The sequence below is a fragment of the Streptomyces sp. NBRC 109706 genome (genome assembly GCF_000974485.1).
Lineage (GTDB): Bacteria > Actinomycetota > Actinomycetes > Streptomycetales > Streptomycetaceae > Streptomyces.
This window is the reverse complement of sequence record NZ_BBOM01000009.1, coordinates 14,433-32,956: the sequence shown is the minus strand read 5'-3', so window position 1 is coordinate 32,956 and position 18,524 is coordinate 14,433. Positions and strand designations below refer to the sequence as shown.

Sequence of the window (18,524 nt, the reverse complement as noted above, 5' to 3'; positions counted from 1 at the left end):
GTCCCAGCCGATCGAAGGAGCCCAAGATGTCTGACAAGCCGCAGCTGTCCTCGCTCGCCGACGAGATCCTTGAGCTGGAGTCGGAGACCTTCGAGATCTCGGACTACTCCGACCAGGCCGAGGTCGTGCTGGCCGGTTCCACCTCGTGTTCCTCGACCTCCACCTGCTCCAGCACCACCAGCACCACCTCCTGCAGCGCGTAAGCGCTCGGCGCTGAGCGCCGGCGCTCAGCCCAAGCAGCCCTCCCGGGACCGGACTTCGTCCTCCCGCGAGGGCTGCGGCCGTTCCGGGACGGGGGTGGCCGGGGACGAGGCGGGTGGAGTCCGTTCTTCGGGGGGGTTGTCCGGGCGCCACGTGGTGTTGGTTCCGGGCCTCTTCGATCGTGGTCGACGGACCGCCGAACGGCGGCGGACCTCGACCGGAAGCGGTTGCCATGAGGGTCGGACGGATGCTGGTGGGAGAGTCGAACAGGCTGGTGGTTCTAGCGGTGTTCACCCTGCTCACCCTGGGCGCGGTGCTTGCCGTCGGGGGGGCCGGCGCGGGGGCGGGGCACGCGCCGCGCGCCGAACACGTGGTGCTGCTGGTGTGGGACGGCTTCGACCCGGAGTACCGCCACCGGGTGTCGACGCCGAACCTGGACGCGTTGGCCGGGCGTGGTCTGGTGACGACGAGCAGGGGCGTGATGCAGTCGATCACCAACCCGTCGATGTCCTCGCTGGCCACCGGGGCCTTCCCCGAGCGGCACGGCAACACCGCCTATGTATACGACCCCGAGGCGGGCGTCGCCGTGGGGCAGAGCAGAGCGCTCGCCGTGCCCACGCTCGCCGAGTCGCTGGCCGCGCAGGGCCGGACGCTGGCGTCCGTGCAGTGGTTCATCGTCCAGGACCACGGCGTGCGGTACGGGGACCCTCGTGCCCTCTACACCCAGCCGGGGGGCGACTGCGCCCATCGGGTCGACCAGTTCGGCGACCTGCTGGCGGGGCGGCCGGTGGACTCGGGCGGCGAACGGGTGACGGTGCCCGAGGTGCCGGATCTGCTGGCGGTGTACTGCGACGACCTGGACTCGCTCGGCCACCGGGTGGGGCCGGACGATCCGGCGATCGACGAGCGGATGGTCGAGATGGACCGGCAGTTGGGGCGGATCGTGCAACTCACCAGGGACGCCGGGATCTTCGAGGAGACCGCCTTTGTGCTCGTCGGCGACCATGGGATGACCGAGTTCGACCGGGCGTTTGGCGCGGAGCTTCTGGACGCGATCGCCTCGACGGGGCTCAGCGGCGAGTTCCTGACCAGTGGCCAGTCGCCTGCGGCCGATACGGATGTGGCGATCGTGGTCGGCGGCAATGCCAGCCTGCACTTCCTCGGCGACAGGGCGAACCCCCTGGCCGTGGCCAGGGTGCGGGCCGCCGTCTCCCGACTGCCGCAGGTGCGGGCCGTCCTGGGGTGGGGCGAGCAGCGGTTGCTGCGGATGAGCCGGGACGTCGGCGAGCTGCTCGTGGAGCCCGAGCCCGGCTGGACGGCGGCCGTCGACGCGCCCGCGGCTCCGGCGGGGCGGCACGGTTCGACCACGGAGGCCGAGGCCACGCTGCTGATCGCCGGCGCCGGGATCCGCCCGGGCGGTTTCGCTCTCCTCCCCCGCCATGTGGATCTCGCCCCGACCATCTCGGCGTTGCTGGGCGCCGCCCCGCCGGAGGGCGCCCAGGGCCGGGTTCTGTGGGAGGCGTTGCGCCCCGCCGGCCGGTGACCCCGGCCCTCGGCCGGGCGAGGGGCGACGACGGGGGACGCGTGCCGCCGGGGCGCGGGCTCGGGACGGCCGTGTTGCGGGCCGTGTCGGGCCGAACGGACGCCGAGCGAGCGACCGTTGGGCTGAACGTGCTACGGGGCAGCGCCGCTCGGCGGCTCTGTGCGCGGCGCGGGCTCGTGGTGGAATCCGAGGATCCGGTGGCTGTCTTCCTGGGGCGTCAGCCGGGTTCGGGGCGCTGTCAGCGGGTGTCAGCGGGCTGACAGCGGTAGCGCGTGCCGGGTGGCAGCGGCTGCGGGTGTGATGGTGCGCACAGATGTGGCCGTCCCGTGAATGGGTGGTCACTCCCGTCCCCTAAGGAGTCCACATGTCTGAGCAGCCGCAGCTGTCCTCGCTCGCCGACGAGATCCTTGAGCTGGAGTCGGAGACCTTCGAGATCTCGGACTACTCGGACCAGGCCGAGGTCGTGCTGGCCGGTTCCACCTCGTGTTCCTCGACCTCCACCTGCTCCAGCACCTGCTCCACCACCTCCTGCAGCGCCTGATCGTTCGCGACTGAGCGCTGCCGCGAGACGCAGCGGCCCTCCCGGGAGCGGACCGGCCGGTCCTGTTCGCCCCTCCTCCCGGTGAGGGCCGCTGTCATGCGGTGACAGCTGCGTGACAGCACGCCGTGGACGTCGGTGGCGGTGGCACCCACTGGGATGGGGGGGTGCAGACGCGGCCGCAGGGGTGTCCGGCGGTCGCCCGCCGAACGAGGGAGCCCACGATGTCCGAGAAGCCGCAGCTGTCGACGCTCGCCGACGAGATCCTTGAGCTGGAGTCGGAGACCTTCGAGCTCTCCGACTACGCGGACGACGCCGAGGTCGTGCTGGCCGGTTCCACCTCGACCTCCTCGACGTCGACCTGTTCCGCCACCACCAGCACCACCTCCTGCAGCGCCTGAGCGAAAGACGCCGGCAGCCCCCGTGGGTCGTCCACGGGGGCTGTCGCTCGTTCGGGTGGACGCCCATCGTGTCGGCGGGGGGTCAACTCCCTTGCCCCGAAAGGCGGTCGGGGACTTTTCGCGGGCTGTCGACCTGCCCAGGCGTGCTGGTCGGCCGGTCGAGCCCGCCCATAACCTGCGGCCGTACCCGTGGCGCCCACAACGGGCGGAACGGGAAACCGGAGGAGATTCACGATGGGAATCAGAAATATCGTCGCACGCCTGTGGTCCGTCGCGGCGGTTCTGACGCTCGCCACCGGCGGTGTCACCCTGACCGCGCCCGCCGCCGCGGCCGACTCCAGCCAGTGCCCGAACGGTTCGTTCTGCGTCTGGGAACACTCCAGCTACACCGGGCGGTTCCTGCACTCCGGCTCGTCCGTGGCCAATGTCGGCAACGACATGAACGACCGGATGACCTCGTACTGGAACCGCACCGGCAAGACCGTCAGCGTCTATGAGCACTCCAACTACACCGGCTGTATGATCTCCGTCGCCCCCGGCCGGTCCGAGGCGGCGGTCGCCTCGCACTTCAACGACAAGATGACCTCCTTCAGGGTGGGCAGCGGCTGCTGATCGGCTGCCCCCGGGGCGAGCGGTCAGGGGAAGGCGACCGGTCAGGGGAAGGGGTGCGGGACGACGTTCCACTCCCCTTCCCTCTCGCGCAACCGTGGCATCCGCAGGGCGCGTTGGCGGTGCCAGCCGAAGTCCAGCGGCAGCAGACCGGGGACGAGGGTGGCGACGGTGTGCAGGCCGATGGCCCGCTGTTCGGGGGAGGTCTGGTCGACGGCGATCACATCGTGTCCGGCGCGGCTCAGCGCGTCGGTGAGCAGCCGTAGGTCGTCCAACAGCTCGCAGGACGAGGGGCGTTGGCAGTGCCAGTCGGCGAAGACCTCGGTCAGTGGACGGGCCGGCGCCTCGGTGAGGAAGGCGGCGGCGTGTCGGGCCATCCGGGGCAGTCCATAGAGCTGGGCGTGGTCCTTGAGCTGCCGTACCAGGCCGAAGTCGTCGGCCATCGCGGTTAGTTCGGCCTCGCGCTCGGCGACCTGGTACGGCAGGTGCGGGATATAGGTGAGCACCTCGCTGAGGGCGCCGGTGAGCGCCTGTTCCGGGTCGAGGCTGGCCGCCGCGCCGAAGGAGAGCAGCCCCTGGCCGCCGTCGGCGCGGATGGCCAGGGCGGTGACCACGGGCACGCCCACATCGCTGCTGGTGTCGAAGGCCCGCACCTGGTAGCCGAGGAGCGCCGCCCGGTCCAGCATGCCGCGCACCGCCGGGTCCCGGGCGGAGCGGGGGTCGACGCCGGCGAGGGGGCGCGGGCGGTACCAGGCCAGCAGGAACGCGTCCCGTTCGACGAGTTCGAGCAGGCCGAAGAGGATGGCCTCGGCGAGGGTGCCGCCGGTGGCGCAGCCGTTGGAGCATTCGAAGACGAAGTTGTCGGCCGGCACTCCGGCGCTGTAGTGGACCAGTCGGGCCGGCACCAGCAGGGGGCGGTCGTCACGCAGCGAGTGGCCCCAGATCCAGGGGATGGGACGGGTCGGGTCGAAGGGGCTGACCATCGGGTCGTCGCGGTAGGTCTCCGGCGCGTAGTCGCCGCAGCGCAGCGGGTCCAGTACGGCCGATTCGCCTTCCTGGTCGACGAGTTGGGCGTAGGAGGCGACCACGGGGGTGAGGCCGCGTCGGGCGTGGGTGCCGGCGTAGCGTTCCAGCCCCTCCAGATAGGCGAGGGTGCGGCTGGTGGCGTAGGCGTCGGCCTGTCCGCTCCAGGTGACATCGTTCAAACCGGCGTAGCCGCGAACGAAGTTGCTGCCGGAGATGGGTGCCGTGGTGGTGGACGCCGGGTTGAGATGGGTGGTCGAACCGAGGGCGCCGCAGACGGGGTTGGCCAACGCGCCTTCCGGCAGGTCGAGTTGGCTGAGCGATCCGGTGCGGTAGATGTCCGGGGCCGGCTTGGGGGACGGGGTCAGGAGCATCCGGCCGTGCTCGGGGCCGTCCGGCCGGGGGGTGACGCAGTGCGGGCAGAGCGGTTCGGGCAGCAGCGGGAAGGTGGCCAGGGCCAGGGTGCCGAGGTCGATCCTGGTGACGCGGGGGAGTTCGCCGTCGCGTGGGCGGGCGGCGACGGCCAGGCAGACGGCGAGGACGGCGTCCACCGCGTGGTCGGTGAGGATCGGCCAGTGCTCGGCGCCCTTGGGGGCGCCCCCGCCCTCCAGGGCCTCGCGTTCCGAGCGGGTCCGCAGCCGCTGCCAGCGGGCGGCCAGGCAACGGCCGCAGGCCGACGGGTTGTTGGCGGCCGCCCCCCAGGGGCCGATCAGCACGGCGCGGGAGGTGAGGTGCACGGTGGCGGCCGGCCGGGCCGTGGCGTGTGGGTCGCGGTCGGCGGCCAGGGTGTCGGCGGCGCCCAGCGGCACCACGCGCGGCGCCGGGCCCTCGCCGCCGTCGGCGGGCCAGCGGGCGGCCAGGGCGGCGGCGAGTCGGCGGGTGGCGGCGCCGAGCGGGCCGGCGTCGGGCGGGCCGGCTTCGGCCAGGGGCTGGGCAGACACGTCGGCAGGCGTCATGTGCGGTCGCTCCAGCGGAAGGTGCGGAACGCGATGGCGCCGAAGACCAGGGCGAACGCGACCAGTCCGCCGCAGGCCAGGGCGATGTCGCCGCTGTCGCCCGAGTCGGTGAGGGCGGCCGACAGCCCGTCGTTGAGATGGCGCAACGGCAGCACCCAGGAGAGGGTCGCCATCCAGGACGGCATCGCGTCCAGCGGGTAGAAGGAGCCGGAGAGGAACGCCATCGGCACCATCAGGCAGTTGGCGACGGCGGCGACCGCCTCGGGGGTGGTGGTGAAGGAGCCGACGATGGCGCCCAGCGCCAGAAAGGCCGTGATGCCCAGGATCAGCACGGGGAGGCCCAGCGGCCAGCCGGACTCGACGGTCAGGCCCAGCGCGGGCAGCAGCGCCACGGCGACAAAGACCACCGCCTGGACCAGTCCGATGCCCAGCGCCAGCACATAGCGGGAGCCGAGCACCGCGCCGAGCGGGGTGGGCGTCATCCGGATCAGCCGCAGGATGTCGTCCCTGCGCCACTGCATCAGGACGAAGGCGACGCCGAACACGGCCGCGTTGGCGACGCCCCAGGACAGCACGCCGGGGGCGATATAGCTGATGTAGGGCCGGCCGCTCTCCTCCACGGTCTGCCCGTTGAAGATCAGGCCGAAGACGATCAGGAACAGCAGCGGGAAGGCGAAGGTGAAGAAGAGCGTGGTCTTGTCCCGGGTGTAGGCCCGGTATCCGGCCTCCGCCAGCGCGGCATGGGCACTCATGTGGTGGCTCCGAGGGTGAGTGGGGAACGGGCTGGTCGGGCGGGCGTCCGGGAGGGCAACCGCTCAGTCCTGTCCGGTGAGTTCGAGATAGACGTCCTCCAGGCTGGCGGTGCGGGTGCGCACCCCTTCCAGGCCGGCGACCTTCTCCACGGCGGCGAGCACGGGCCCGGCGTTGTCGGTGCGCAGCACCACCGAGTCGCCGTCCACGGTGGCCTCGGTGACGCCCGGCAGGGCGCGGGCGTCCTCCAGGCTGAGCCGTTCGGCCGGCACCAGCAGGCAGACCCCGGACGCGCCGCGTGCCACCAGCTTGCCGGGGGTGTCCAGCGCGGTGATCCGGCCCCTGGTGACGATCGCGACCCGGTCGCAGAGCGCCTCGGCCTCGTCCAGATGGTGGGTGGTGTAGACGATGGTGCGGCCCGCGCGCTTCAACTCCCGCAGCACGCCCCAGAGATTGCGCCTGGCCTGGGGGTCGAGGGCCGCGGTCGGCTCGTCCAGGAAGATCAGCTCGGGCGAGTGCACCAGCGCCGAGGCGATGGCCAGCCGCTGCCGCTGCCCGCCGGACAGGTCCTCGACGCGGACGCCGGCCTGCTCGGTGAGGCCGACAAGCTCCAGGGTGCTGTGCACGGCCGAGCGGTCCACCCGGTAGAGCGCGGCGACCGTCTTCAGGTGTTCGAACGCGGTGAGCCGTACGAAGAACGCCGAACTCTGCGTCTGCACACCGAGTTTGGGTAGCAGCTCGGCGTCCCGGGGCCAGGGCGCGCGGTCCAGCACCCGCACGGTGCCCGAGTCGGCCTGGCGCAGGCCCTCCATGATCTCGATGAGCGTGGTCTTGCCGGCGCCGTTGGGCCCGAGCAGACCGAAGAACTCGCCGCGCTCGACCGTGAACGAGACGTCGTCCACCGCCCGGATGTCGCCATAGCTCTTCCGCACCGCCTCCAGGCGGACGGCCGGGCTCTCCCCGGTGGGGTTGTCGGGCACGGGGCTCTCCTTCACGAGACGAACCACAAGACGATCATGAGGCGTTCAACAGGGCCTGGACGAGCAGGATCAGGACGGTCACCAGCAGCGCCACCACCAGCACGGCGCCCACACCGTACGCCCGGTAGGCGTTGCGGGCCCGCCTGGGGTAGGCGGCCGAGCCCGGCGCGCGGCGCAGGGCCGAGGACCAGTAGACGCGGGTGGACTCGGCGAGCCTGGCGGTGCCCAGCAGTTGGCCGACGATGGTGTAGCCGTCCAGCGGGGGCAGCGGCACCAGCATCGCCGCGGCCTGCAGGGCGCCGAGGAACAGCAGCCCGGCCAGCCCCTCCCTGGTGTCGCCGTCGGGGGCCAGCGCCCACCAGACGAAGAACGGCAGCAGAAAGAGCAGATTCATCACCGCGCCGGCGCCCGCCACCACGATGCGGTGCCAACGCGTCGACATATAGGGATAGTTGTCCACCGTGCAGTACATGATCACCACCGGCAGCCGCCAGCGGAGCCCGATCTCCCCGACCTGCCCGCCGTAGTGCCGGGCGGCCACGCCGTGCGCGAGTTCGTGCAGGGCGGTGGAGAACCACAGCAGGGTGGCGACGCCCATCAGCAGCACGGGGTTGGTGAAGACCGTCGCGGTGCCGTCGATCAACGCGCCCAGGTTGACCGCGAGGGCCACCAGCATCACGGCGAGCGTGGCCAGCAGCGCGCCGCCCCAGGCGCGGCCCAGCAGAAAGCCGGTGTGGCGGTGCAGCCGGCCGGCGGTGGCATGGGCGTCGGCGACCAGCCTGATGGAGCCGCCCAGCGGACCGTTGCGGCGCTTGGGCTCGGCGCCCTCGTCCCTGGCCGGCGGCTGGGGCGCGCCCGCCAGCAGTCCCCGGCTGCCGAGCAGCCCGAGCAGCTGGCCCCACTGGGCGTCACCCAGGCGCTTGCCGAACGTCTCGGCGTACTCGGCGCCGATCTCGGCCAGGGTGCGGTCGCCGTCCATCCGCACCATCAGGAACCGTTCCCGGGCGCCGACCTCGAAGGACTGGCCGCTGTCGGTGTCCTTCACCAGATGGACGGTCTTCGGCCCGAGCAGCAGCGGTTCGCTGATCAGGACCTCCGGTCTGAGCCGGGGCTGGTGCTTGGCCAGGGAGTCCATCCGCTCACCGCCCCGGTCCCGCGTCGGCGGGCGCCCCGCGCAGCGCCCGGCCCAGCACATGGGCGAGATACGCCTCGTCCTGGAGCGTCACATGGAGCCGGTTGTTGGTCATATGCATATAGGGGGAGAGCAGCCGTTCCAGCGCCTCGTCCGGGTCGGTGACCGGCTCGTCCGTGGCGCCGTCCCAGGAGCGGAAGACCAGCTGACCGCTCTCGGCCAGGGCGACGACCCGCTCGCGCAGCTCCCGGCAGTGCGCGGCCCAGCGGGCGAGGAACGCGGGCAGCGCCGGCGCCTCCTCGCCGGCCTCGGCGGCCCGCACCCGGGCGAACCAGCGGGCCAGCTCGGGCGCCACCTCGTCGGCCTTCTTCTCGTACTGCTCGCTGGTGATGAAGCCGGTATCGGGAAAGAGACGGTGCCAGAACTCGTAGTAGCGGTTCAGGAAGTCGACCAGCCGAACCTCGTCACGGAGGAACGAGGCCGACATCACCATCATCAACTGGGCCGAGGTGCCCAGCAGTACGGTCCGCAGATGGAGGTTCTTGGTGCGCAGCGCGTCCAGCACCAGCTCGCTGGAGTGCGCGAAATGCCATTCGGCCAGCTCGATACCGGCCGGGCCGCCGTACTTGCCGTACTCGGGCTCGTACGGCAGCCAGCTGCGGGAGTTGTTGGGGCGGACGTTCATCCGGCCCTGGTCGTCCAGGTAGCCGGCGCGTTCGTCGGCGCTGAACTCGATGTCGAACAGCTGGTTGTAGAACTCGTTGAGGAAGCCGGAGTCCACCTCGTAGAGCGCCGGCCGCTCGGCGAGGAACGCGTCGACCGCCTCCTCGGCGCGGCGCCGCACCTCGGGCTCCGCCGCCTCCGACGAGGGCTTGAGGCGGAGCCGGACATGCGGCCCCTCCAGCCAGTAGTTGATATAGAACCAGCCGTCGACCAGCCCCTCGGCGCGCAGCTCGGCGACCAGCGGTCGTACACAACTCAGCAGCAGCGGCACCGGGTTGGCGGCGTAGTAGATATGAACGGCCTGCCACTGTCCTGGTCGGCTCACCGGGCGTCCCCTTCCGGGCGGATGGTGTGCGGGTGGGCGGTGTGCGTATGGGTGAGGGGTGCCGTCTCCACGGCCAACTCCATGACATGCGCGCCGCGTTCGGTGCGCAGATGCGGCCCCTCGTCGTCGGGCAGCGCCTCGCGGAAGGTGACGACGGCCTCGTTCGAGCGCAGCAGGCCCTCGAAGGCCAGCAGCGACAGCGGGCTGTCGATGTCCACGAACTGCGGCTTGGCGCCGGTCGCGCCGCGCGCCGCGCTGTCCTTGACGGTGGCGAACACCCGTGCCGGCAGGCCGTGTTCGCGCCGCCACCGCTGCCAGTCGAGGAACCAGGCGGCATCGCCCGAGCCGGCCGCGCGCGGCGGCAGCGCCTCTGCGGGCGCCCGCCAGCTGCGCCGGGCCAGCACCAGCCGGCCGTACCGCACCCGGGGGCGGCGGGTGACGCCCAGGAACGGCTCTGCCTCCGGGATGCCGCCCCAGACATCGAGCGGCGCCATCGACGTCGGCGAGAGCAGCAGCAGGGTGCGCGGCACCTCGGGCAGCGCCAACGGCACCAGATAGCCGAGATAGGCCGGGATCACCTCGCAGTCGAGACGGGCGGAGCGCAGGCTCAACCGGTCGGTGTCCCGGTCATGGACGATCGACAGGTCCTCCAGGCGCAGTTGACGGTCGGGCGGCACCGAGCTGGTCTCGCCGGGGCAGACGATCTCGTAGTCGGTCAGCCGGCCGTGCAGATTGAGGTTGCTGGTCACCGGACCGCCGGTGACCTCGGCGAACACGGCGCCCGGCGGCTGCAGCGCGCGGGCGTGCTCGCGCAGCTCGGCGGAGAACCCCGCCTCGGCGTCGCCCTCGTCGAAGCAGTGGCTGAAGCGGCTGAACGGGAAGTGCAGCCCGCCATAGGAGCGGTTGAGCACCACCAGGGGTTCCGCGCCGGCCAGCTGCACATGGTGGCTGTGGTACGTCGGCTCCTGCGGCAGCGCCGCGAGATCGGCGGCCACCGCGTCGAACAGGCCCTCGTCCAGCACCAGTTCACCGTCGTCGCCGGACTTCTGCCGGGCCGACCAGCGCTCCCTGACCCCGTCGACAAACGTCCGCCTGGCCGCGTCCACGGCGCGCAGCTGCGGCAGGCCCAGCCAGTTCTCCTCCGGGACGTAGTCGCCCTTGGCGTCGAAGGCGGTGCGCTTGGAGGTGAACGAGAGGTACTGGTCGAAGAAGTCCTCGTGGAAGTCGTGGATCAGCTTCAGCAGATCGTCGCAGCGCCCGCCGGCGCCATAGCGGGCCAGGAAGAAGCCCCGGAACGTAAGTCGCTGAGGGAGCGTCAGATCGAACGCCGGCAACACCCGTTCCACCGACCGCAGCGGCCCGGACAGCGCCGCCGCCCAGGCGTCCCGCCCGGCCGGCACCTCGGGGGCGACCGTGTCCTCATAGAGCACGGTGCGCGGCACCCGGGGCTCGGCGACACCCAACTCCCGCTGGATATCCCCCAGCTGGCCGCGCAGCTCGGCCAGCAGCGCGCGCCGCCCCGCCGGATCGGCGGCCGGGAAACGCCGCAGACACTCCGCGGGACCGTCCAGCGCGTCGGCGACCCGCACCGCCCAGGGGCGCTCCAGGGTGCGCAGCGCACGCTGGAACGCCACCAGCGGATCGGTGTCATGAGCCTGGAGGCTCAGTCCCGGAACGCGCACCATGCCCACGTCCAGCAGCGCGGCGAGATAGCGCTCCACATCGTCCGGGGCCGCGTCCAGATCCTTGGCCAGCCAGGCGGCGACCTCCCCGTACCGCACCTGCTCGGCGCGGTCGAAGAGGGCCAGCATCCGGTCCAACACCCCGCTGCGGCGCAGAAAGAACAGCCGGTCCTTGACGGTGTCGAAGGTGACGGCCGTGTCGTCGTCGCCCGCCGTGACCCAGCGCCGCACATAGCGCACCCGGTCCTCGTCCAGGCCCCAGCCGGGCGCCGGCGCGACCGGCAGATCGGCGCGCCGCGCCGGATCGGCCAGCACGGCGTCCGCGATCCGGCCCACGGCCAGCACGTTCAGCCGGGGATGGCCCCGCCACTCGCCGGCCACGGCCGCCGCCTCCGGGCCGGGGCCGTCCTCGGTGAGCCGGCCCAGCGCCACGGCGGTGAAGGTGCTGAACGGGCTGGTCTTCCTGGCGGTCCGATAGAGATAGGCCAGCACCGAACGCTCGATCTTCCGGCCGCGCTTGTCCGCCCGGTCCGGCGGTGTCGCCGCGAACGCGTCCAACTGCCCGTCCAGCGCCGGTGAGGCCAGCAACACCCCGTCGCGCAGCCGCTCCTCGGCCAGCAGCTCCCGCAACGAGGCGCGGGTACGGGCCAGTTCGGCCGTCAGCAGCGCATCGCCCGCCCCCTCGGCCTCGGCCAGCGTCGCCCGGGCGGAGAGCCAACGGGCCAGCGGCTGCGCGGCCTCCGGGTTCACCGAGGTGACCAGCGCCAGCGCGGCGTCCGGATTCCTCGGCAGCCGCCCGTTGAACACCTCGCGGCGCAGCTTCAACAGGGCCCGCCGCACCGCCTCGTCGTCCCGTCCCGCGACCAGATCGTGCAGCAGATCCCCGAGCGGTTCGGCCGCCGCTCGCAGCCGCTCCCGTTCGGCCAGTATCTCGTCGGCCCAGTCCCGCGCGGCGGGGGAGCGCAGCGCGCGCACCGCGTCCACCGGCAGACCGGCGACCCGCAGCACAAATCTCGGCCCCAGCTCCGACTCCGGGCGCTCCGCAGCGAGTTGATACCGATCGGTGGTCGGCGTGTCATGCATATGCGTTGCTCCTCTCCTGCGCCGGCACCGGCTCAGGCGATCTCGAACCGGAAGTCGGACGGGTCGGGGCGTTCATGGCCCAGCATCATGATCAACAGCGGGGCCTCGTCGGTGTCCAGCAGGTCGAGCCGCTCGCGGTAGGAGATGTTGTCGAAGCCGAGCGCCACCCCACAGCCCACATCGAGCGCCGAGGCCGCCGTGTAGGTGGCCTGGGCGACGCCGCCGATCAGCGCGTTGACCAGCCGGTAGCCCCGGTCGCCCACCGCGTCCAGCACCGCGTGGGTGCGGACCGTCGGCACCAGCACGGCGCCGGCCCGCTCCAGGTTGTAGTTGGCCAGAAAGTAGTTCTTCTGCAGGAACGGACCCGGCGGCTCGTCCGTGACCTGCCGCAACTCGGCCCGCTCGCCCGGCGCGTAGGCATAGACCCCGGGCGCCACCCCGTCGACATGGTTGACAAACGCATAGAGCTTCACCAGCTCGTCGGCGCCCGCCTCCGCCGCGTCCCCGCCCAGCCGTGAGCCGGCCAGCGCGGCGGCCAGACAGGCCGACAACGCGCCGCCGGCCAGCGGCCGTTCGGCCGCGAACCGGCCGAAGCTGCTGCGCCGCCGGCGCAGCGCGCCCCGCACCGCCGCGCCCAGCGGCGCCCGTTCGGGCAGCGGCCGCGCCGGCCACTCGGCCGGCGGCTCCAGCGCCGCCGCCCGCTCAAGCGCCCCGGCCGACGGGCGGCGCGCGGCCTCGGCCGAGGTCGTCTCCTGCATGGCGGTCAGCGCGTCGAACGACAGCACGGTGCGGGACCGCTCCTGATCCCGGTGCCGCACCGACACCCCGGGCGCCTCGGGCTTCGCGGCGTGGGCGGTGGCGCCCGCCCACGGCAGCGGCACCACGGCGAAGACGCCCTCCTCGGCGCCCCGCACCCCCAGCAGACCGGCCAGCCGCTCCTCGTCGAACCACAGCGCCGGCTCCAGCGACAGCCCGCGCGCCCCGGCCCACATCCGCCAGGTGCCGAGCAGCGCCCCCAGATCCATGCTGACCGCGTGGAAGGAGAAGCTGTTGTACTTGAACGCGTTCTGCCAGTACTTGATGCCCAACACCAGGTACTGGTCCGTCTGTTGGCCCGGCGCGCCGTCGCCGAGCGCCTCCCGCACCACGCCGCTGACATCGCCGGTGAGCAGCCGCCGCATCGCGTGATGGCGGGAGGAGTAGTAGTGCACCCCGGGCGGCACCGGGCCGCTGGCGCCCGACACCCAGTACACCGACACCGGGTAGAGCCCGCCGCCGGACGCGGTGCCACGCGACCAGTTGGCCATCGGATAGAACGGCAACGCGCCCAGGTCCGTGTTGGCCTGCACGCCGAGCCGCCGGCCGACCAGGCCGTAGGAGTCGCGCAGCAGCCCGGAGAGCGTGCCCAGATCGAACGCGGCCGGCCCGTCGGGGGCCACCGGCCCGGGCGGGGCCAGCAGGCCGCGCTCCACGGTGGCCTCCGCCGGATAGTCGGGGCCGGCCGGCAGCGGCAGCCGCTCGGTGCCCGGATAGTGCTTGGTCTTCCGTGGCCCGTCCGCCCAGTTGGGCACGTAGTCCACCGGCTCCATCGGCACCCGCCCGCGATGCATGATCGCGGTGGCGTAGTCGCGGGCGTATCCCATGCTCATAAGCTCCTTTGCGCGGCTGACACGGTCCGGTCGGACTGGGTGGTTTCCGTGCGGGTCAGGGGAACGGGTGGGGGGCGGGGTTGAAGTCGGCCGGGGTCAGGTCGCGTTCCCGCAGCCCCGCCTCGCGCAGCCCGGTGCGCATCCGGGGCAGACCCAGGGCCCGCTGCCGGGAGAAGCCGAAGTCGATGGGCAGCAGCCCGGGAACGATCACGCTCACCGTCCACAGCCCCAACTCCCGCTGCCCCGGCATCGTCTGGTCCACCGCGATCACCTCGAAGCCGGCCTTCTCGACGGCCGCCACACAGGCCAGCACGTCATCGCGCAGATCTCCCGAGGCCGGCAACACCCTCTCGCCGGCGAAGTGTTCGGCCAGCGCCCGCTTCGGCGGCCGGGGCGCGCCCGGCGCGCCCAGCAGGAACTCGGCGTGCCGGCCCATCTCCGGCACCCCGTACACCAGCGGGTGGTCGTGCAGCGCCAACACCCGGTCGAAGTCGGCGGCCATGGCCCGCAGTCGGCTCTCGTCGCGCTCGGTGCGACCGGCCAGGTTGACGGCGTCCGTCGCGATCTCGTCCAACGCCGAGGCCAGCGCGGCCTCGGGATCGAGCCCGGCGCCGGCACCGAAACACATCCGGCCCCGACCGCCGTCGAACCGCTCGGCGACCCCGACGACCACGGGGATGGGGAACGTCACCCCGGCGTCGAAGAACCGCGCCTCATAGCCGTACATCGCCAGCCGGTCCACCATCTGGCGCGTCGCCGCCCGGCGGCTGGACGCCGGGTCCAACTCGACGAGCGGCTGCCGCCCGTACCAGGCCAGCAGGAACGCGTCCCGCTCGACCACCTCCATCAGCCCGAAGTACACCGCCTCGGCGGCGGAACCACCGGACGCACAGCCGTTGGAACTCTCCTGCACGAACCGGTCGGCGAGGCCCGGCGTGTGGTAGTACGTCAGCACCTCGGGCACCAGCACCTCGCGGCCCTCGGTCAGCGACCGCCCCCGCACCCAGCGGATCTCCCGATCCGGATGGAACGGTGTGACCTGCGGCTCTCGGCGGTGGAACTCCTCCGAGTAGAGCCCGCAGCGGCGCGGATCGAGCGCCGGCCTGCCCGCGTCCCGCAGCTGGTTGAGGCTGGCCCGCACCGCGCCGCCCCTGGCCCGCGGCCGCATCCCGGCGTAACGCTCCAGACCCTCCAGGATGCCGATCCGCACACTGTCCCGGAACGTGTCGGCGTGCCCGCCCCAGAACGTCTCCCGCAGATAGTTGCCGGACCGCAGCGAGAAACAGCCGATGGTGGCCGAGGTCGAGGTGGACGACACGTCCATGACCACGGTCGGGCCCAACGCCCCGCACACCGGGTTGGCGTAGGCCGCGGTCGGCAGCGTGTAGTCGTCCAGGCTCCGCACCCGGAACGACCCCGGGCGGTGCACGGGCGACGGCGCCAGCTCCAACGGGGCGCTCTCGCTGGGACGTTGACAGGGGCACTCCGGGTCGGGGAGGAGCGGGTAACGGCGCACCGTCAGCGTCGCCAGATCCACCAGCCGCACCTCGCCGGACGGGGCGGACGGCGACCGCAGCCAGGCCGCGATCACCCCGGCGATGGCGATCGCGGCAAACGGGGTGCCGTGCGGCGGCGTGCCCACCGCCGTGGTGCCCGACCCCAGCTCGATCGCCTCCCGCAACGCCTGCGACCTGGCGGCCTGCCACCGCCGCGCCAGACACACCGAACACGGCCCCACCGCGCCCCCGGCCGGCATCGGCCCGACCACGGCATGATGCCCATACACCCCAACCGGAACGACCCCGAAGCTCTGCGGCTGCCCGTTGACAGCCGTGCCGGCGGCGGGTGCCGTGCCGGCGGCCAGGCCAGTGGCGGGTGCCGTGCCGCCGGCCGTCCCGGCTGCCGCGCTGGCGCGTGCCGGCCTGGCGGCCGGTGCCGCGTCGGTCGCTGACCCCCAGGTGGTCTTGTCGTCGTGGCCGGCCGCCAGGCCAACCGCCCCGTCCGCCGCCACGGTGCTGGTGGCCTGGCCGGTGGCGGTTGCGGCGTCGCCGGCCGTTCCGGCTGCCGCGCTGGCGGGTGCCTGGCCTTCGGCCGTGTCGGCTGTCGGTGCCTTGGCGGCTGTGCCGCTGTGACCAGCCGCCAGGCCGGTGGCCTTGTCCGCCGCCACGGCGCTGGCGGCCTGGCCGGTGGCGGTTGCGGCGTCGCCGGCCGTTCCGGCTGCCGCGCTGGCGGGTGCCCGGCCTTTGGCCGTGTCGGCTGTCGGTGCCTTGGCGGGCGTGCCGCTGTGACCAGCCGCCAGGCCGGTGGCCTTGTCCGCCGCCACGGCGTCGGCGGCCTGGCCGGTGGCGGCGTAGCCAGCCGTCCCGGCTGCCGCGCTGGCGCGCGCCGGGCCTTCGGCTATGTCGGCTGTCGGTGCCTTGGCGGGCGTGCCGCCGTGGCCGGCGGCCGGTGCCGCCTCCGTCGTTGACCCCCTGGTGCTCTTGTCACCGTGACTGGCCGCCAGGCCGGTAGTCGGTGCTGTGCCGGCCGTCGGGGCAACTGCCTTGTCCGCCGCCGCGGCACCGGCCGCCAGGCCGGTGGTGGCCGTCGCGCTGGCGTGCGCCGGACCAGTGGCCGGTGCCGCGCCGTTGTTGTCTGCTGGGCCGCCGGAGGCAAAGGCGTTGTGGAGGGCCAGGGGGGTGACGGAGAGGTGGACGGGGGTGGCGCCCAGGGTGGCCAGCTCTGTTTCGATCTGGGCGGCGAGTGTGGCGTAGACCGCGTCCAGCGGACCGGCCGCCCGTGGGGCGTCAGTTGGGGGCATCGGCGGCCGCCTTGGTGAGGATCACGCGAGCCGTGTGCAGTCCGGCGGAGCGCAGGTCGGCCGGGGTGGTGTCGCGGTGGAGCACGTCCCGGCCCGCCGCGCGCAGCCGCTCCAGCACGGTGGGGAAGTCGACGGGCGTCGCCGCGTCGGCCGGGCCGGCCACGGCCACCGTGGCGGGGGCCAGATCGCCGAGCAACGGGTCGCCGGTGTCCGGCTCCTCGCCGGTCTCGGCGGCCAGTTGGGCCTGGCCGAGCAGATCGCGCAGCGCCGCGACGGCGGCCTCGTCGCGGGTCAGCGCGGCGCTGACGGACCAGTGGCCGGCGCCGCCGTTCTCCCTGGCCAGCACCACGGGCGCGGGGCCGCCGTCGGTCAGGTCCAGCAGTTCGACGGCCAGCGACAGCGTGCCCGTCGAGCGGCCGAGGAAGACCAGCTCGGGTCCGGCGGCCTCGTCGTCGAGCGGCAGCGATCGGACGGACGCGGTGCCGCGCACCGCGCGCAGCAGCGCGTCGTGGGCCAGGGCCGAGAGCAGCGCGTGCCCCGCGGCCTCGCCCGGGGTCTCGCCGGCGCCGCTGCCCCAGGAGCCCGGCAGTACCAGCCGGTCGCGGTTGGGCGGGCCCAGCGGGCGGATCGCGGCGGTGGGGACGGCCAGCCGTTCCTTGGTCAGCAGCGAGGTGACCAGCGTCCAGGAGTCCACCGCTTCGGTGCCGAGCCCACCGTCCGCAGTCAGCTGACCAGGAGTCAACAAGGCGCTGTCGGAGGGGAGTTCGGTGGCGACGGGGGCCGGCACCGCGTGTTCCTCGTAGACGGTGGCCGCCGTGCGGAGCGCGCGTTGGCGGGCGCCGGCCAGATGGTGGACATCGAAGGCGGCGATCCGCCGGGTGCCGTGCGTGCCCAGCGGCACCTCGACCCGGGTCACCTTCAGCGGGGTCTGGGTCAGCGTCTCGTCGTCGTAGCGGGTGAACACCCCGGCGTGTGGGCGGACGACCGCGTCACTGAGCCGGTTGAGGCCGGCGACCAGCTCCTCCGCGTCCCGGGCGGACTCCACCGTCACCGTCGTGGCGACTGTCAACTCCTCGGGCAGTCGGCCCGGTTCCGCGGTGTCCGCGCAGCGGGGGCAGCGCGGGTGGGGGCGCAGCGGCTCGGCGATCACATCGAGCGAGTCCAGGTCCTGGATCAGCACCGCGCCGTCGGTCTCGGCGGGCAGCGCGCCGGTGGTGGTGCGGAAGATCTCGTAGCCCAGCAGGTTGCCGACCATTGCCGCGATCGGGCCGGTCAGCGCGCCGCCAGGCGCGGTGGGCGCGGCCAGGGCGCCGCCGGCCAGCTCGCTCCAGATGCGGGCGGCGGCGGCCTGGTCGGTGGTGTCGCCGAGGCGGAGCAGCGCACAGCCGAGGCAGCTGGTGGCGGCCGGGCCCGAGCGTGGCCCGATCACCACGCGGTCGCCGAACGTCCAGGCGGGGATGAGGAGTTGGTCATCGGCGAGGCCGGCGGCGAGCAGCCGGTGGGTGCGGGCGGCGGCGTCGGCGCCGGTGACCACCAGTACGTCGTAGCCGGCCGGTTCGGCGTCCGGGGCAAGCCGGGTGAGGGTCACCGGGCAGCCCGCGTCGGCCAGTTCGCCGGCCTCCTCCTCGGCGCGCGGTGTGGGGACCTCGGCGGCGATCTCGGCGCAGCCGTTGCGCACCAGGCTCAGCACACACCAGGCGGCGGTCTCGCCCGAGCCCAGCACCGCGACCCGGGTGTTCCGGAACCGGGCGAACCTGGCCCCGGCCTCGTCCCGGTAGTGGTCCACATAGGCGATCTGGGCGGCGAACCGCTCCGCCACCGGCTCCTCGGGGCCGGGTTCGACCGTCGGCCGGACATCGCGGGCGAAGTCCCGCTCCAGCAGCGAGTTGACCAACTCGGCGACCATCGCCCGCTGTTGGTCGCCGAGGCCGGCGCAGATCTCGGCCAGCGGACGGTCGCCGTCCAGATGCGGGACGATCAGCGAGGCGAACCGGTAGGCGGTGCGGCCCGCCAGATGGAACCCGCCGTCGGCGTTGTGGAAGAGCACGCCACCCGGGGTCTGGGTGAACAGCACATCCCGGCGGAGCCGTGGCCGGATCCCGGCGAGGCCGTCGAACGCTGTTGCCATT

14 protein-coding genes are annotated in these 18,524 nt (G+C 73.1%); 5 read left to right on the top strand and 9 right to left on the bottom strand.

The window, feature by feature from the left end; genetic code table 11:
- The first annotated feature begins 26 nt into the window (after positions 1-26).
- The 5 genes from AOM46_RS19740 (at position 27) to AOM46_RS19720 (ending at position 3,295) form a co-directional block, all read left to right on the top strand.
- The gene (locus tag AOM46_RS19740; protein WP_062213866.1) at positions 27-203 is read left to right on the top strand and encodes a thiazolylpeptide-type bacteriocin; all 177 of its coding nucleotides are present in this window, start codon (positions 27-29) and stop codon (positions 201-203) included.
- Positions 204-448: 245 nt separating this feature from the next.
- Complete coding sequence (locus tag AOM46_RS19735; protein ID WP_062213864.1) at positions 449-1,744, top strand: alkaline phosphatase family protein; 1,296 nt, start codon at positions 449-451, stop codon at positions 1,742-1,744.
- A 364-nt stretch (positions 1,745-2,108) separates the two neighbouring features.
- On the top strand, positions 2,109-2,285 hold the full coding sequence (locus AOM46_RS19730) for a thiazolylpeptide-type bacteriocin (RefSeq protein ID WP_062213862.1): 177 nt from the start codon (positions 2,109-2,111) through the stop codon (positions 2,283-2,285).
- A gap of 221 nt (positions 2,286-2,506) precedes the next feature.
- Complete coding sequence (locus AOM46_RS19725) at positions 2,507-2,683, top strand: thiazolylpeptide-type bacteriocin (protein WP_062213859.1); 177 nt, start codon at positions 2,507-2,509, stop codon at positions 2,681-2,683.
- Between the two features lie 234 nt (positions 2,684-2,917).
- Positions 2,918-3,295, top strand: a complete 378-nt coding sequence (locus tag AOM46_RS19720; RefSeq protein ID WP_062213857.1) for a peptidase inhibitor family I36 protein — start codon at positions 2,918-2,920, stop codon at positions 3,293-3,295.
- Between the two features lie 41 nt (positions 3,296-3,336).
- Here AOM46_RS19720 and AOM46_RS19715 read toward each other — a convergent pair whose 3' ends face one another.
- The 9 genes from AOM46_RS19715 to AOM46_RS19675 form a co-directional block, all read right to left on the bottom strand.
- Positions 3,337-5,271 (bottom strand): TOMM precursor leader peptide-binding protein, encoded by a 1,935-nt coding sequence (locus AOM46_RS19715; RefSeq protein WP_078857009.1) that lies wholly within the window; start codon positions 5,269-5,271, stop codon positions 3,337-3,339.
- The gene (locus AOM46_RS19710) at positions 5,268-6,023 is read right to left on the bottom strand and encodes an ABC transporter permease (protein ID WP_062213855.1); all 756 of its coding nucleotides are present in this window, start codon (positions 6,021-6,023) and stop codon (positions 5,268-5,270) included. Before AOM46_RS19710 ends, AOM46_RS19715 begins: the two co-directional genes overlap by 4 nt.
- 63 nt (positions 6,024-6,086) lie before the next feature.
- Positions 6,087-7,001: an ABC transporter ATP-binding protein gene (locus AOM46_RS19705; RefSeq protein ID WP_062213853.1), complete on the bottom strand. Its 915-nt coding sequence runs from the start codon at positions 6,999-7,001 to the stop codon at positions 6,087-6,089.
- A 34-nt stretch (positions 7,002-7,035) separates the two neighbouring features.
- The gene (locus tag AOM46_RS19700) at positions 7,036-8,136 is read right to left on the bottom strand and encodes a M50 family metallopeptidase (protein WP_062214357.1); all 1,101 of its coding nucleotides are present in this window, start codon (positions 8,134-8,136) and stop codon (positions 7,036-7,038) included.
- 4 nt (positions 8,137-8,140) lie between these two features.
- The gene (locus tag AOM46_RS19695; RefSeq protein ID WP_062213851.1) at positions 8,141-9,181 is read right to left on the bottom strand and encodes a thiopeptide-type bacteriocin biosynthesis protein; all 1,041 of its coding nucleotides are present in this window, start codon (positions 9,179-9,181) and stop codon (positions 8,141-8,143) included.
- On the bottom strand, positions 9,178-11,946 hold the full coding sequence (locus AOM46_RS19690) for a lantibiotic dehydratase (RefSeq protein WP_062213849.1): 2,769 nt from the start codon (positions 11,944-11,946) through the stop codon (positions 9,178-9,180). The genes AOM46_RS19695 and AOM46_RS19690 overlap by 4 nt, the downstream gene beginning before the upstream one ends.
- Positions 11,947-11,978: 32 nt before the next feature.
- Positions 11,979-13,589 (bottom strand): nitroreductase family protein, encoded by a 1,611-nt coding sequence (locus tag AOM46_RS19685; protein WP_062214356.1) that lies wholly within the window; start codon positions 13,587-13,589, stop codon positions 11,979-11,981.
- 61 nt (positions 13,590-13,650) lie between these two features.
- Entirely contained in the window at positions 13,651-15,582 is a 1,932-nt protein-coding gene (locus AOM46_RS19680) for a TOMM precursor leader peptide-binding protein (protein WP_370592755.1), read from the bottom strand.
- 799 nt (positions 15,583-16,381) lie between these two features.
- Complete coding sequence (locus tag AOM46_RS19675; RefSeq protein WP_062213847.1) at positions 16,382-18,523, bottom strand: TOMM precursor leader peptide-binding protein; 2,142 nt, start codon at positions 18,521-18,523, stop codon at positions 16,382-16,384.
- Between the last annotated feature and the right edge of the window lies 1 nt (position 18,524).